This window comes from Sphingobium tyrosinilyticum (genome assembly GCF_042654265.1).
Lineage (GTDB): Bacteria > Pseudomonadota > Alphaproteobacteria > Sphingomonadales > Sphingomonadaceae > Sphingobium > Sphingobium tyrosinilyticum.
Window position 1 is genome coordinate 18,634 of record NZ_JBHSFZ010000004.1, and the last position, 15,267, is coordinate 33,900.

Sequence of the window (15,267 nt, forward strand, 5' to 3'; positions counted from 1 at the left end):
GGCCCAGAGTGAATGCAAAAATTGCCTCCTGCCTGTTTTTGCCCTTGAGGCTCGTGGAACGGTAGACGTAATTGGCATTATGTGGCGAATCCGCTATAATCGGCGGAGCCCATCGCAATAAGCGGGGAAAGAGGATGGAACCTGACAGTTCGGTATTCCTGCTCTGTCCATTTCGTTTGCTGTGTCTCGCAAGCGGATCATCTGCGCTGATAGCGTTCAGCGTCATCTTGCTACTAACCTAATTCCACATTTCCGATTGCTCCTCGGAAAAGACTTGCCTTCGCTTTATAGCAAATCCTAAGTCGTCGAAAGAGGCCGACATTGGGATTTTTATGACCGAACATCAAAGGTCGATTGCAGACACAGCCGATGCGGATGCCGTCTCACACCGGTTGGAACAAAGCGAAGTCGTAAGCCCGAAAAAGCGTCGCAGATTGCGTCTCGTGCTTGGCACGGCTGCTATGGCAGTGCTGGTCGTTGGGGCCATCTGGTTCATACGCCATCAGGTCTATGGCAAATACCAGCAAAGGACCGAAGATGCCTATCTTCAGGCCGACAGCGTTACCGTGTCAGCGCGCGTATCGGGCTATATCAGCCAAGTGCTGGTCCGGGAAAATCAAGATGTAAAGGCCGGTCAGCCGCTCCTGCGGATCGAGGCGCCGGACTATCCCTCGCTGGCTGCGCAAGGTCAGGCCCAGATCAATCTGGCGGCCGCAAGCGCCGCCAATGCCGAAGCGATGATCGGCGAACAGGAAGCGGCGATCGCGCAAGCGCGCGCTGCGCTTGCCACGGTGCAGACCAAGGCCCGCTTTGCCGCATCGGAAGTCGCCAGATATGCACCGCTCGCCGCGACTGGCGCAGAACCCGCCGAAAAGCTCGCCACCCTTCGCACCCAGGCAGCACAAGCAGCGCAGGACGTATCGGCTCAACAGGCAGCGCTCGCAGGCGCGACGCGGCGTATCGCCAGCCTTCGCGCTCAGGTGGAGCAAGCCAAAGCTCAGGGTCAGAGCGCCCGCGCGCAGTTAGAGGCAGCGCAGCGCAACGTGCAGGACATGGTCGTCGTGGCAAGTGTCGCGGGACGGGTAGGCGATCTTACGGCCCGGGCCGGACAATTCGTCCAGCCGGGTCTGAGGCTGATGTCGGTCGTGCCGCTCGAACAACTGTATCTGGAGGCGAATTTCAAGGAAACGCAGCTGGGCCTGATGCGCCAGGGCCAGCCTGCCGAGATCCAGGTCGATGCCCTGCCCGGCATCAGCTTCCACGGCCATGTCGCCAGCGTTGCGCCAGGCACCGGTGCCCAATTCTCGCTGCTGCCCCCGCAAAATGCGACCGGCAACTTCACCAAGATCGTTCAGCGGGTACCCGTACGCATTGCGATCGATGCAGACCCGGCGCTAAAAAGGCTGCTGCTGCCCGGCATGTCCGTCGATGTTTCGGTCGATACCCGTTCCGCGCGGGACGAGATCGAACGGCTTAAGAACCGCCAGCAGGTCCGGCAGGACGCCGCAAAGTGAGCGCAGCGCTGCCTGCCGCCGAACAGCGCGCAAGCGCAGCCGATTGGCTGGCCGTTGCGGCAGGTACCTTGGGCGCTATGATGGCGATGCTGGACATTTCTATCGTCAACTCGGCGCTGCCCATCATCCAGGGCGAAATTGGCGCGAGCGGCACCGAAGGCACCTGGATCGCGACATCGTTCATCGTCGCGGAGATCATCATCATCCCCTTGGCAGGCTGGTTGCAGCGGCTCTTCGGGTTACGCAACTTCCTCATCATCGCCACCGTCGGTTTTGTGGCCTTTTCCATGATCTGCGGCATGGCGCAGACGCTAACGATCATGATCGCCGGCCGTATTGGGCAGGGTGTGACCGGCGGCGCTTTGATCCCCACTGCAATGACGATCATCGCCACGCGATTGCCGCGTAACCAGCAACCGGTGGGCAATTCCCTGTTCGGCGCGACCGCGATCCTGGGGCCGATCATGGGGCCGGTGCTCGGTGGCTGGCTCACCGAAAATGTCAGCTGGCATTATGCCTTCTTTCTCAACCTCCCCGTCGGCATAGCTCTGCTGATCCTTCTGTTCGCAGCACTTCCCCATGAGCGCGCCCGCTTTGACCTGATCGGCGAAGCGGACTGGCTGGGCGTGTTCGGCCTGATCCTGGGCCTTGGCGGCCTTACCGTCGTTCTGGAGGAAGGCGAGCGGGAACAATGGTTCGAATCCTCCACGATCATTTGGCTCACCATCACGGCCGTTGCCGGCTTTGCGATGCTGCTCGCAGGGCAGATGCGCGCGCAGCGGCCTGTGATACGCCTGCGTCTGCTGTTGGACAGGCAATTTGGCGCGGTGTTCATCATGGCGATGATGATCGGCATGGTGATCTACGGCACCTCCTACGTCATTCCTCAGTTCCTGACGCTGATCGCTCATTATAATGCACTACAATCAGGGCAGATCGTACTGCTGTCGGGCGTACCTATGGTGCTGATGATGCCCTTCATGCCTTGGGCCATCCGCAACATGCCGATCCATCTGTCGGTCCTGATCGGCCTCGTGCTGTTGATCGTCAGCGCCTATATGGAGACCGCGTTGACCTCCTCCTCCAAGGGAACCGACTTTATCGAGTCCCAATTGATGCGCGGCGTGGGCACTATCTGCGTCATGATGTTCCTCAACCAGGCGGCGATCCGGTCGGTGCCGGTGTCGCTGGCAAGCGATGCCGCTGGCCTCTACAATGCTGCGCGAAACCTCGGCGGCTCCTTCGCACTGGCGGGCATCGCCGTGGTGCAGGACCAGAGGCTCTGGCTGCACAGCCGCAGGATGGAGGAAAGCCTGCGGGCCAACGGCCTAGACGTCCAAAGCTATGTGGATATGCAGGCGCAGGCACTGGGCAGCCGTGAGGCCGCCTATCGGATGATTGAGCAGACCATCCAGACGCAGGCGCTGACCATGACCTTCATCGACCTGTTCTGGATGCTGATCATCGGCATCCTGTGCACCGCTCCGCTTGTTTTCTTCCTTCGCCCGCTGCCCCAGCATGCCGCGCCCGTGGCGGCACATTGAGATGCCGATGCGCTACAAATCCGCTCTTCTTTTCGCCCCTCTGCTGACCGCCGCCTGTACGGCCGGACCCGATTATCATGGGCCAGTGGCTGCCACTCCCGCCACCCCGCCCAGCTTTGTCAGGGGCGATGCCAGCACTGGCTTGCTTGAGGCGGCGCAGCCATGGTGGACGGCTCTTCACGATCCGATCCTGGACCAGTTGATGAACCAGGCGCTCTCGGCCAATCCGCGCCTCGATGCCGCCGCGGCCCGTATCCGCCAAGCGCGCTCGTCGCTTCGCCAGCGCAAGGCCGGCGGCCTGCCGACGATCAACGGATCGGCGCTTTACGCCAAGGCGCGGCTACCCGGCCAGTCGGAGGATGGCGACGCCACCACGCTCGACCTCTATAATCTTGGTTTCGATGCAAGTTGGGAGCTGGACCTGTTCGGCGGCCATCACCGCGCGGTGGAGGCGGCGCGCGCCGACGTCGAGGGAAGCGAAGCAAGCCTGGACGTCGCGCGCGTCAGCCTGTCGGCGGAGGTAGCGCAAAGCTATGTCGATCTGCGCGACCGGCAGCAACGGCTCGCCCTCGGCACCCAGGCGCTGGCCCTGCAGGATGAAGAGGTCGCGCTGACCCGCCAACGCTTTGAACGCGGGACGATCGCGCACGGCGATCTGTTGCAGCAGGAATTCGATCGCGACGGTGCACGCGCCAGGCTGTCGCCGATCCGAGCAGAGGTTGATGCGTTGAAGGACAAGCTGGCCATATTGACAGGCGCGGCGCCTGGCACGCTCGACGCGCTGCTCGATCCGCCCGCACTCCCGCCCCTTCCCCCGGCGCAAGTCGCGGTCGGTGATCCGGCGGCACTGCTGCAACGCCGCCCGGACATTCGCGCGGCAGAGCGCAAGCTAGCGGCGCAGACGGCGCGGATTGGCGTGGCGGATGCTGCGCGCTTTCCGCACATCAGCTTCCTCGGCCTGATCGGTCTTGGCGGTTCGTCACCAGAGGATCTGGTCGATCTCGACAAGTTTACGGTTGCCGCGGTGCCACGTATCAGCTGGTCATTCCTCGATTTCGGCAAGGCGCGCGCGCGCATCAATGCGGCGGAAGCGCAGCGGGACGAGGCGGCGGCCAACTATCGGGCGGCGGTACTGACGGCGCTGCAGGATGCAGAAGGCGCGCTGTCGCGGTTCCAGCGTCAGCGGGAAAGCCTCGCCGATCTGGTGCGAGCTGAGCAGCAGGCAAAAGCGGCGGCTGAATTGGCGCGGCAGCGGAGTGAAGCCGGGACGATTTCAATAATAAACTATAGAATTACGCAACGTCAGGCATTGGGTGCGACCCAAGCGAAGGTAGAGGCGATGGCGGCGCTGACCGGCAGTTTCATCAGTCTTCAGAAGGCGTTGGGCCTCGGGTGGCAGGGTGTGGGGAGCGCAGCCCCGGCGGTCCGCTGAGCAAAATCGTTACGAACTTACAACAAAATAAGGAGAGGCGGGATGAGCGAAGTTTTGGCCATGGGATGCCGCCGTCTGGTGGACAAGGTGATCGTCGTGGCGGGCGCATCTACCGGTATCGGACGGGCGACCGCGTTGCGGCTTGCGGCGGAAGGCGCAATTGTCGTCGCTGCGTCGCCCGCTCGAGAAAAGGACAGGATCGACAGCCTGGTGCAGGAAATCGAAAGCCAGGGCGGCCGCGCGCTGGGAGCCGAGTTCGATGCCACCGAGGATGCGTCGGTCGCGGCGCTGATCGAGACGGCTGTCAGGACATTCGGCGGTATCGACGCGGTGCACGCTAATTTCGCCGACCTGCGCGTGTTGATGACCGACAGCGACGTTCTTACCGTATCGGACGAGGTGCTGGAGCGCACGCTGGACGTGAACCTCAAAGGCATGTTGCGCATCACCCGCCATGCCCTGCCCAAGCTGTTGGAACGAGGTGGCGGCGCGATGATCTACACCTCTTCGGCGGCCGCGGTCGTCGGCGAACCAGTGCGTCCCTGCTATGCCATGGCGAAGGCCGGGATCAATGCGCTGGTCCGCCATGTCGCCAGCGGCTGGGGACAACAAGGTATCCGCGCCAACGCGATCATGCCGGGCCTCGTCATCACCCCCGAACTCCGGGCGACGATGCCGACCGACTTTCAGCAGGAAGTGCTAGCGCGCGGCCGCTCTCCGCGCCTTGGCCAGGTCGAAGATATTGCGGCGATGGTCGCGCATCTGGCGAGCCGGGACGGTGAGTGGATCAGCGGGCAGAGCATCGCCGTCGATGGCGGATCGACGGTGAGCTGAAATAAAATTGGAGGCGTTACACGACAGCCCCTCTCCCGTTCGGGCTGAGCCTGTCGAAGCCGTTCCTTTCCCATAAAAAGGAAGGAAAGCCCTTCGACAAGCTTAGGGCGAACGGAGATTTGGGGGTTATGCCGTTAGAAGTAGGTTGAACCGTCTTCTCCGCGCGCCTCCAAGATCATGCATGCAAAATAAGGGGCGCGAAGTTCATCACTTCGCGCCCCTTCTCTGACAGCCCCGCTCTTAGAAGCTGATCTTGGCGTCCACGCCGTAGGAAATCGGCTTATTAAAGGTAGCGCCGGCGAAACCGAGCGCACCGAAGTCGATGCCATAGACCAGGCGCTTCTGGTTCAGCAAATTGTCGCCCCAAACGCCCACATCCAGCTTGCCGCCACCCATATCGAGACCTTCAACCGACAGACGCGCCTTCACATTGGTCTGGCTGGGCGAGACGATATTTTCGTTAAAAGGCGCGGTGTTGTTGAGCGCATTGAAGTAGATCTTCGTGCGGTAGGAATAGTCGCCACGCAGACGGACCAGCGTGTCGCCGCCGCCGATCGGATGCGAATATTCCGCACCCAGATGGACGTTCCACTTCGGCGTGTAGAGCGGCTTCGCCTGATCAGCGACATCCAGAAGCGTGTTCGTGCCAGGGTCGCGGAAGAGGAAGGTCTTATAGTCCGTCTTCACATAACCGACCGAACCGTCGATCTGGAAGCCGGTGAAAGGCAGAGCCGTCAGTTCCGCTTCGAAGCCCGACAGCCGGACCTTGCCCGCATTGACGATCAGCGAAGTGGCACCGCCACTGCCAGCAGCGAACTGCTGAACCTGCAGATCGTTATAATCGGTGACATAGCCAGCGACGTTCAGACGGAGGCGGTTGTCGAACCATTGCGACTTGATGCCTGCTTCATAGGCAGTGGCCTTTTCCGGATTGAAGCCGTTGATGACCCCAGCACGCGGATTGATGCCGCCCGAGCGGTAGCCGGTCGATACGCGGCCATAGACCATCACATCGTCGATCACCTCATAAGAGACCGAGGCAAGCCAGGAGAAATTATCGAAGCTCCTGCGCCCGCGCTGCACCGGACTGACGTCGCCCGCCAGGTAGATGGTCTTGTCGTCGGCCGTATGGCGGCCGCCCAGCGTGACTTCGAGCTTTTCATCAAGCGACGAAGGCCGCCAGCTGACCTGTCCGAACACCGCCATCGACTGCGAGGTGCCGCCAAAGGCCTGGACCGGGTTAGCATTGACACCGACAGTGGCGAGGCCCGGGTTGAGCGCGGCGATGCCGTCCGCAACCGACTGCGGGAAGCCCAGGAAGGGCAGACCGGCCACCGGCGTCACGATCGTCAGCGCTTGCTGATTAGATTCCGACGATTTTTCGTAGAAATAATACATGCCGAGCAGGTAGTTGAAGTCACCCACCTTGCCGAGCGCCTGGAATTCCTGGCTGAACTGCCACTGCTTTTGCGGCGCGTTGTTGCCGGTATAGGGCACGACATCCTGGATCGAGACGAGCGTGGGCGAGGTGAAATCGACCACTGGCCCGCGCAGCACGCCATTACCTGACAGGTTCAGGATCGTGTCCTGGAAGAACTTGCGATAGCCGGTGATCGACTTGAGCGTCAGTTCCGGAATGGCGTCATAGCTGATGGTCAGGCCATGGCCCTGTACCCGGGTCTTGCTGCCATAGCGGAAATTGCCGTTGCGGTCGGTGAAGCCTGCCTGCTGGACGGTGCCCTGCCGTTCCGTGCTAACCAGGAAAGGCGCGCCGCCGAAATTGGGCGACTGCGAATAATAGTTTTGAGCCAACGGCGTCGTGGCAACGATCTGGAAGAAGGCCGGGGTGCCACGGCGGTCGTCATAGTCGAAATTATAATTGACGGTGACGTCGCCCAGGTCGGCTTGCAGCCCTACCGCAATCGATTCCGCGTTGAGCGCGCCCGGATCCTGCGACGAGGGGGTGAGCGTGTTGTTCACATAACCATCGCCCTGCCGATGCTGGTAAGCGAGCGACGCCTTGATGACGTCACCGACAATGTAGCCGGTGTCGAGCCGCGCACGTGCGTACCATTCGTTGAAGCGGCCATAGCCCGCCTTGGCCGTGACGTGCATGTCATTGGAAGGCTTTTTGGTGATCAACTGCAGCGCGCCACCGATGGTGTTGCGGCCGAACAGCGTACCCTGCGGACCGCGCAGCACTTCGATACGCTCCAGGTCGATAAGGTCGAACACGGCGCCGGCCGCGCGGGCGAGATAGACGCCGTCCAAATAGACGCCCACGCCCTGTTCAGACACAGCGGAAGGTTCGTTATTGCCGATGCCGCGGATATAGATGGTCGCGGCCGAAAGGCTGGACGGCTGCTGTTCGATCGTGATGTTCGGCGCAAAGTTCGGCACATCGGTCGGATCGGAAATATTCTGCCGCTCGATGAAATCACCGCTAAGCGCGGTAACGGCGACCGGCACGTCCTGCAGCGTTTCCGCAGAACGGCGCGCAGTCACGACGATGTCGCCGAGATTGGCGCCCTGTTCCTGCGCCGCGGTGGCCGAGGACTGATCCTGAGCCTGGGCCGAAACCGAGAAGGGGACCAAGATAGCCGCAACGCCGGCCAGCAACATAGACTTCATAACATCCTCCCAACACATGGCTGTTTATCGCCAACTGTTCCGGCGCTCTTATGCTTATCTGCACGCACTTCACCGGAAAAAACGCGCGACGCCTCGGAACATGAATTATCATGTCCGATTGGGCTCCATTAGTCGCACATATCGCTTACTTCAAGCGGTTAGTCGCCATCTGCGTATCATATGATCTTATATGCTACGCTGTTGCATATTTCACGCAGGGGGGAGCGGACGTCCGGCTACCCCAAGAGCCGGGAGCGGGGCGTTTCCACGTGGCGGACAAGCAGGATTTCCGCGGAGAGGCCAGAAGGCACCGAACATTGCTCATGCCAACCCGGCAGCCACACGACGGCCTTTGCGGGAAAGGCCAATTCGGTCCAGGAACTGGTGAAATCAACTGAAACGCCCGGCAGATCCCGCGCGAAGCCGGACGCCCATCCCATGAGCCTGGACCGCAAGTCATCGCCCCCGGCCGGACCCTGGACCAGGATGGCGGTACGGCTGCCGTCGCTGCCTGCACGATTCCCTCGTGACAGAATGACCTCTTCGACACCGGCTGACGCGATCAGCGGCCGGTTCATGAACCGCTCCTCGTCTTCCGCCATGATCTTGCCGATCGGGCCAGCCATGAGCGCCGCCGCCGCGTCGATATCGTCAGCCCAAAATTCGCTGATCGTATCCCAGCGGAAATCGGCTGCACCCGTCAGATGATTGCGCGCATAGCCGGAAAAGGGGAAATGGCCGATCGCAAGCGGAACATGATGTTCCTCATAATAGGCCTGGAACGCCTCGCGCGTACTGCCGGGCTTGTGCGCCAGGGCGCAGATCGATTTGGTCATGCTGCGGCACTCTTTTCTGAAAGGGCGACGATACGATCGGCGGCGGCATAAGGATCAAGACGGCGGCTTTCGACCTGTTGAAGAATGGCTTCGCCAGACAGATCAAGCGCCCGCGAAGCTAGCGCATCGCGGACGAGCGACAGCACCTGTTCCCGCGCCCGCAGGTGGCTGCGGCTGGCGAAGTCACCTTCCTGATCCAGAAAGCTGCGATGTGCCGCGATGGCATCGACGATCGCCGCGGCCCCCTCTCCCCTTGATGCGACGGCGCGGAGCAGGGGAACGTCCCAGCGCAGATCCCCAACTGCCTGAGCGCGCAGGTGAAGCATCAATTCCATTTGCCGCTGCGTGGCATCATGGCCGTCCCGGTCGGCCTTGTTGACGACGAAGATATCGCCCGCCTCCATCAGCCCCGCCTTCACCGCCTGAATTTCGTCCCCCAAGCCCGGCACGGCGACGATGACGGTTGTGTGGGCGAGGTTGACGACGTCGATCTCGTCCTGTCCTACACCCACGGTCTCAACGAGAACGATGTCATAGCCCATGGCGTCGAAGATGAGGCAAGCATCCTGCGTCGAACGCGACAGGCCGCCCGCCTGTCCGCGCGTGCCGAGCGAGCGGATGAAGACGCCGGGGTCGAGCGCATGGCGGCTCATGCGCACCCGATCGCCCAGGATCGCCCCGCCGGTGAAAGGGCTGGACGGATCGACGGCGATCACGCCGACCCGCTGGCCGCGCCTGCGCCATTCGGCGACAAGCGCGTCGGTGAGGGTCGATTTGCCAGCACCGGGCGGGCCGGTGACGCCCACCACCTGCGCGCGGCCGGTGTGTGGATAGATGGCGGCAAGGACCTCCGCCCCGCGTCGATCACGATCATCGAGCCAGCGGATGGCGCGGGCGCCTGCGGCGATGTCTCCCGCCAGCAGTCCTTGCGCCACCTCCGCCGGGCTGCGGAGCATCAGGCAGCGTCCTCCGCAAGGCGCTGCGCCCACCAGCTTTCGAGATAGGCAACGATGTCGCGCGTGTCGGAGCCCATGGTGAAGATGCGATCGACGCCCGCCTCCTCCAACAGTGGCTTGTCCTCCTCAGGGATGACACCGCCCGCGACGAGCAGCTTGTCGCCCCCGCCCGCTTCACGCAGCAGCCGGGCGAGCTTGGGCAGGCTGCGGGTGTGCCCCGCCGACAGGGTGGAGATGCCGACCACATCGACATCCTCCTGGACGGCGGCAGCGCACACCATTTCGGGGGTCTGCTTGAGGCCGGTGAAGATGACCTCCATCCCGGCCTCGCGCAGGGCATGGCCGATGACCGTGACGCCGACTGTATGCGTATCCATGCCGAGCTTCGCCAACAGCACGCGCAACGGACGTTTGGTGAAATTCGTCATACTGGTCAGATTCCCATCAGCTGGCTGTCGGCGCTATGGACGCCGAAGACGTCACGCATCGCGTTGCAGATTTCGCCATGCGTGGCGTAGAGCTTCACCGCCTCCAGGCAGGGCGGCACCATGTTCGCGCCGCTACGCGCGGCTTCGCGCACCCTTTCGAGCGCCACATCGACGGCGGGCTGGTCGCGCCGGGCGCGCAGGTCGCGAACCTTGCGGACCTGCTCCTCCTCCATCGCATCGTCGAGGCGAAAGATTTCGATCTCGCGCTCTTCTTCCGCCCGGGTGAGGTGGTTGACGCCGACCCATTTGCGGCGGCCTTCCTCTACATCCTTGTTCCGCTCATATTGCTCGCGGCCGAGCGCGCGCTGGATATAGCCGGTCTCGATCGCCTTCACCGCGCCGCCCATGGCGAAGATCTTATCCATTTCGGCGAAGGCGGCGTCCTCCATCTGCTTGGTCAGCGTTTCGACATAATAGGAGCCGGCGAGCGGGTCGATGGTTTCGGCAACACCCGTTTCATGCGCGACGATATGCTGGATCGCGGCGCCGACGCGGATAGCGTTTTCGGCCGGAAGCGCATGGGCCTCGTCATAGAGCGGGGTCGTCATCGCCTCCCCCGCTCCGCCGAGCGCGCAGGCGGTCGCCATGATGCCCAGCCGCGCGATGTTGTTGAGCGGCTGTTGGAGAGTCAGGGCGATGGTGGTCGGCGAGGTCATCATGCGGATCTTGAGCGCCTCGGGCTTCGATGCGCCGTACCGCTCCTTCATTAGCAGCGCCCAGCATTTGCGAAAGGCGCGCAGCTTGCAGACGCCTTCGAAGAAATCCATGTCGACGTTGACGACGAAGTGGTTGATGTAGGGCGCGACCGTGTCGATATCGAGCCCGCGTTCCAGCACCGCGTCGATATGGGCGCAGGCGATGGCGAGCGAATAAGCGATCTCCTGCACCGGATTAGCCTTGGCGGGCTGGAGCTGCGCGGAGATGATCGAGATCGGCGCCCAATTGGGGTGATTGCGGATGATATATTCGATGCAGTCGGTCGCAATCCGCAATCCATGTTCAGGCGGATATATGTAACGGCCGACGCAGGTATATTCGATCAAGATGCCGTTGACGATGTGCAGCACGAAGTCGCGGGGATCGATGCCCTTCTTCTCCAGGGCGGCGATGATCATCGCAAGGTTCACCGGCTGCGGCGCATTGCACACGCTCATCAGATATTTAAGCTTGTCGAACGGCAGGTCGAAGGCTTTCTCCAAATCCTCCAGGCTGTCGAGCGCCATCCCCACGCGGCCGACTTCTCCCTCTACGATCGGGTCGTCACTGTCATAGCCGTTGGTGGTGGCAAGGTCATATTCCAGGATCAGGCCGGACAAGCCCTGATCCAGCATGTAACGCGCGCGCTTCGCCCAATCCTCGCCCTTGCCGAAGCCGGTGACCTGGGTCATCGTCCAGAAATCGGTGCGATGACCATTGGGGCGGGTGGACCGGGTGTAAGGATATTCGCCGGGGAAGCCGAGATCGGCCATATAGTCGAAACCAACGGCATCGAGGTCCGCGGGCGTATAGAGCGGCTTGATCGCCCATTTCAGCGCCTGCGTCACGAAGGGATCGCGCCGCTCCGAGCGTTCACCCATGGCAGGGCCGCGGGTTTTTTCCTGCCAGCGCGCCTCCTCCTGCGCGATGGCGTCGGCGGCGGGAACGATGGGTCCGGTCGGGCGATTCATAGGGGCACTCTCCTTGGGTCCATTGCTTCCACCGCTTGGCCGCCCGCTCAAGGACGGAGGCGTCCCACCTGCATGATTGTCGCATGATCTCGTAATATTTCGCATTATGTGATAAGCGACGGCATCATGGATGCGATTTCCATCAGGCAGGCGCGGCAGAGCGCCGATGTCGTGCGGCGATCGCTGCGCATCGACGGCGCGGTCATTGAACTATGCGCCTTTCCCGAAGTCCGCGAAGAGACGATCCGGATCGTAGAGCCGCAATCGGTGCTGATGCTGGGGCTTTCTCGCCTGCTGACCGGATCGGAGGGGCGGATGGCGGGCGATCCCCGGCGGCCCTTTGCACGCATGGGCGCACTGGCATTGCGTCCAGCGCGCGTGCCGATGGAAATTCATGTCGGGCAAGGGGCGTTCGACACGCTCCGCATCCGGTTTGAGGATCGGCGGATCGCACCTGCACTAAGTGACGTGTCCTTTGACGATGCGACGCTCAGCGCCTGTTTCGACATGCATGTTCCCTCGATCGAAGAAGCGATGTTGCGGCTGGCGGCGGAGGTGGAGCATGTGGCACCCGACAGCCCAGCGGTCGCTGAGGCACTGGTCACACTGTTGCTGCTGGACCTTGGCCGCTTCCTTCAAGAGGCGTCGGAACGAGCAGGCAGGCGGCGCGGCGGCCTTTCCGCCCGCGCGCTACGGCTGGCGCTTGAGATGATCGATGCGCCGGGGGCCGCGCCCTCGCTCGACGCCATGGCTGAACGCTGCGGCCTCAGCCGGGATCATTTCATCCGCTGCTTCCACCACTCGACGGGCGTTAGCCCCGGCGCAGCGATCCGCCGCAGGCGCATCGAACGCGCCAAGGCGATGCTGACAGAGGATCATGGATCGATCGAGGACATCGCACGCGCGCTGGGCTATGCAGGAGCGCCGTCCTTCTCCGCCTCCTTCCGCCGCGAAACGGGGAGGCCGCCCGGCGCCTGGCGAGCATTGATGCGATGATGGAAGGGATGTGAATGGAGGGCATCGATTTCACCGCCAAAGTCATCGAATCCTGCCACGTTCCAGGGGGGCGGTTCGAACTGGTGGAATGGCATTGGCCGGACATCGTCAGTTTCGAGCGCACCGAACATCAGCTGATGCTGGAAATGTCGCTGCCCCCCATGTCGGCCGACGCGTCGGCCTATTTTCCGGACATCGCCCCCGATCGCCGTTGCTTCATGGGCGCGCTGTTCGTACGTCATCCAGGGATCGCCATCGGCGGCCGTTCGGAGGGGCGGCAGATCCGTGTTATCCGTTGCCTGTTCGACGACAAACACGGCCGCGCGATCATGGGCGAGGGCGAACCGTCACTGCCCTTCCTCCAGGGCCTTCTCAACATCCGGAACGACGCCTTGCGCAGCCTGATGCGGCTGACTCACAGGGAGTATTGATCAATCCGCTCGGCCGATCGCCCGAAGCGATGGAAGCGCTGTTTCAGCTGATCCGTGTCGAATTGCGCCGCGTGTTCCACCAAGCCGCCGGTGCTGCCACCGCCAGCCGCCTTGCGCCCTGGCAATTTCGCCGCGTGCGCGAGCGGATCGAAGCAGGCGCGCCGATGCCCGGCGTTGCGGAGCTGGCCACGCTGTGCGGCATCAGCCCCCGCCACTTGCACCGCCAGTTTATCGCCCTCACCGGCAAGACGATATCGGCCTATATCGAAACCTACCGGATCGAGCAGGCCAAGCTGCTGCTGGCCGCCGCGGAGGTGCCGATGAAACAGGTGGCGGAGCAGGCCGGCTTTTCGCACGGTAACAGCTTCGCCCGCGCCTTCCGCCGAGCGACCGGCCTGTCTCCCCGCGAATATCGGCAGCGCTCCGCCGCCCTCACCAACGAAGCTTCAGCGATGTAAAGCCCATCACCGGGCCGCCGAAGACGGATTCCGCGTCCTGATCCGGGTCCAGTTCAAACTCCGGGATCTGCCGCAGCCATTCCTGCAGGGAAATCATGATTTCGCGCTTTGCGAGATGCGATCCGATGCAGCGATGCGGGCCAAGGCCGAAGGTGACATGATTGTTCACCTTGCGATCAAGGTCGATCGTCTGCGGTTCCTTGAACACCGACTGATCCCGGTTCGCCACGGTATTGGGCAGAACCACGCGGTCATTGCGGCGGAACTGGACGCCCTTGAATTCGCAATCATGAGTCACGCGGCGATAGATATTGGACACCGCGTTGATCCGCATCAATTCCTCGATCGCCAGCAGGAAGGCGGAGGGGTCGTCCAGGCGATCGCGAAACTTTTGCCGCGCATCGGGCGATTTTGCGAGGTAGCGCCACACATAGGCCATCGTATTCGTGACCGTGTCCAGCCCTGCAACGAACAGCAGAAAGCCGCAATTGATGATGTCGGTCCAAGGGAAAGGATTGCCGTCCGCATCGCGCGACTGCACCACGGTGGATGCAATGTCACTGCCCGGATTGCGTTCCTTTTCGCGGAACAGCGCCTCCAGCACCTCGAAAATTTCCAGCAGGTTCGCCGCACGAATGTCCGGGTCGGTGCTACGAAAGAAGGTATCGGAAATGCGCAGGAATTCCGGCAAGCGCTCTTCGGGCAGGCCAAACAATTCCAGGAAGGTGCCGGTCGGGAATTTGGCGGCATATTCCTTGACGAAGTCGCATCCGCTCTTGGCGGCGAAGCCGGAAACCAGCCCCTCGGCGCGATGCTGCAAGCCGTCGGTCATCCGCCGGACGGCGAGCGGCGTGAACATGGGGGCCAATATTTTGCGGAACACGTCATGCTGCGGCGGGTCCACGCCGTTGGGCTGGAGAACCGGGTAAGGCTCCAACGGCGGAATTTGCGCCTTATGCGTCGAAAATATCTCGTGGTTCCGATACGCCTCGGCAATGTCGCTGTAGCGCAAGAATACCCAATGCCCGCCATTGCGCGGCGTATAGAAGATAGGCGGCGCGCCCCGGCGCACCAGCCCATGCCAGATTTGCACGGGATCGGAAACATCAGCGGGTACGTCGAAAAAGTCGAAGTCCAGTACCAGTTCAGACGGGATATGGACCGGCGATTGCGGATAGAAGCTCATACGCCCGTCCCTTTCGCAATGCGAAGAGCGCCTTCGGGACAGTTGCGAACCGCCATCCGCACTTTTTCTTCCAGTTCTGGCGGGAATTCAGGTTGTTCTATGACTACCTTGCCTTCTATGGCATCTGTCGAGAAGACTTCGGGACACAGGTCTTCGCATCGGGCATGACCCTGACAGACATTCATGTTCGCGATCACGCGCATGCGGCATACTCTCCTGGTCGATCGTTGCCGCTTTTTAACAGGGTGGCGACGGAAGGCCCATGATGAGGTGGGAGCAATATCCGCCATGAGG

At 62.2% G+C, this 15,267-nt stretch carries 14 protein-coding genes; 7 read left to right on the plus strand and 7 right to left on the minus strand.

The annotated features are described in order from the left end of the window. The first annotated feature begins 443 nt into the window (after window positions 1-443). From ACFO3E_RS02630 to ACFO3E_RS02645, 4 genes are read left to right on the plus strand one after another with little or no spacing between them, the layout of a single operon-like run. Window positions 444-1,514 carry an HlyD family secretion protein gene (locus ACFO3E_RS02630; RefSeq protein WP_335676294.1) on the plus strand — a complete coding sequence of 357 codons (1,071 nt, stop codon included), beginning with the start codon at window positions 444-446 and terminating at the stop codon, window positions 1,512-1,514. Then, window positions 1,511-3,058, plus strand: a complete 1,548-nt coding sequence (locus ACFO3E_RS02635) for an MDR family MFS transporter (protein ID WP_380802306.1) — start codon at window positions 1,511-1,513, stop codon at window positions 3,056-3,058. The genes ACFO3E_RS02630 and ACFO3E_RS02635 overlap by 4 nt, the downstream gene beginning before the upstream one ends. Before the next feature lie 7 nt (window positions 3,059-3,065). Then, window positions 3,066-4,490: an efflux transporter outer membrane subunit gene (locus ACFO3E_RS02640; protein WP_380802309.1), complete on the plus strand. Its 1,425-nt coding sequence runs from the start codon at window positions 3,066-3,068 to the stop codon at window positions 4,488-4,490. 42 nt (window positions 4,491-4,532) lie between these two features. Beyond that, the gene (locus ACFO3E_RS02645) at window positions 4,533-5,324 is read left to right on the plus strand and encodes an SDR family NAD(P)-dependent oxidoreductase (protein ID WP_225870621.1); all 792 of its coding nucleotides are present in this window, start codon (window positions 4,533-4,535) and stop codon (window positions 5,322-5,324) included. 240 nt (window positions 5,325-5,564) lie between these two features. On the opposite strand, the gene ACFO3E_RS02650 is transcribed toward ACFO3E_RS02645, so the two are convergent. The 5 genes from ACFO3E_RS02650 to ACFO3E_RS02670 all read right to left on the minus strand — a co-directional run bounded on the left by ACFO3E_RS02650 (window position 5,565) and on the right by ACFO3E_RS02670 (window position 11,902). Next, window positions 5,565-7,955 (minus strand): TonB-dependent receptor, encoded by a 2,391-nt coding sequence (locus tag ACFO3E_RS02650; RefSeq protein ID WP_380802311.1) that lies wholly within the window; start codon window positions 7,953-7,955, stop codon window positions 5,565-5,567. A gap of 236 nt (window positions 7,956-8,191) precedes the next feature. Next, entirely contained in the window at window positions 8,192-8,791 is a 600-nt protein-coding gene (locus ACFO3E_RS02655; RefSeq protein ID WP_380802314.1) for an EthD domain-containing protein, read from the minus strand. Next, on the minus strand, window positions 8,788-9,747 hold the full coding sequence (gene meaB, locus ACFO3E_RS02660; RefSeq protein WP_380802316.1) for a methylmalonyl Co-A mutase-associated GTPase MeaB: 960 nt from the start codon (window positions 9,745-9,747) through the stop codon (window positions 8,788-8,790). Before meaB ends, ACFO3E_RS02655 begins: the two co-directional genes overlap by 4 nt. Further along, window positions 9,747-10,175, minus strand: coding sequence for a cobalamin B12-binding domain-containing protein (locus ACFO3E_RS02665; RefSeq protein ID WP_066531018.1), 429 nt, complete (start codon window positions 10,173-10,175; stop codon window positions 9,747-9,749). The genes meaB and ACFO3E_RS02665 overlap by 1 nt, the downstream gene beginning before the upstream one ends. Window positions 10,176-10,180: 5 nt before the next feature. Then, entirely contained in the window at window positions 10,181-11,902 is a 1,722-nt protein-coding gene (locus ACFO3E_RS02670; protein ID WP_380802318.1) for a methylmalonyl-CoA mutase family protein, read from the minus strand. Between the two features lie 126 nt (window positions 11,903-12,028). Between ACFO3E_RS02670 and ACFO3E_RS02675 the strand changes: the two genes are divergently transcribed. The 3 genes from ACFO3E_RS02675 to ACFO3E_RS02685 are packed head-to-tail and all read left to right on the plus strand — an operon-like array spanning window position 12,029 to window position 13,787. Further along, window positions 12,029-12,898 (plus strand): helix-turn-helix domain-containing protein, encoded by an 870-nt coding sequence (locus ACFO3E_RS02675; RefSeq protein ID WP_380802320.1) that lies wholly within the window; start codon window positions 12,029-12,031, stop codon window positions 12,896-12,898. 14 nt (window positions 12,899-12,912) lie between these two features. Then, window positions 12,913-13,329 (plus strand): hypothetical protein, encoded by a 417-nt coding sequence (locus ACFO3E_RS02680; RefSeq protein WP_380802323.1) that lies wholly within the window; start codon window positions 12,913-12,915, stop codon window positions 13,327-13,329. Beyond that, entirely contained in the window at window positions 13,326-13,787 is a 462-nt protein-coding gene (locus tag ACFO3E_RS02685) for a helix-turn-helix transcriptional regulator (protein ID WP_380802326.1), read from the plus strand. The genes ACFO3E_RS02680 and ACFO3E_RS02685 overlap by 4 nt, the downstream gene beginning before the upstream one ends. On the opposite strand, the gene ACFO3E_RS02690 is transcribed toward ACFO3E_RS02685, so the two are convergent. Next, window positions 13,762-14,973, minus strand: coding sequence for a cytochrome P450 (locus ACFO3E_RS02690; protein ID WP_380802328.1), 1,212 nt, complete (start codon window positions 14,971-14,973; stop codon window positions 13,762-13,764). The genes ACFO3E_RS02685 and ACFO3E_RS02690 overlap by 26 nt on opposite strands. Continuing rightward, window positions 14,970-15,176: a ferredoxin gene (locus ACFO3E_RS02695; protein ID WP_066531006.1), complete on the minus strand. Its 207-nt coding sequence runs from the start codon at window positions 15,174-15,176 to the stop codon at window positions 14,970-14,972. The genes ACFO3E_RS02690 and ACFO3E_RS02695 overlap by 4 nt, the downstream gene beginning before the upstream one ends. Window positions 15,177-15,267: the final 91 nt, after the last annotated feature.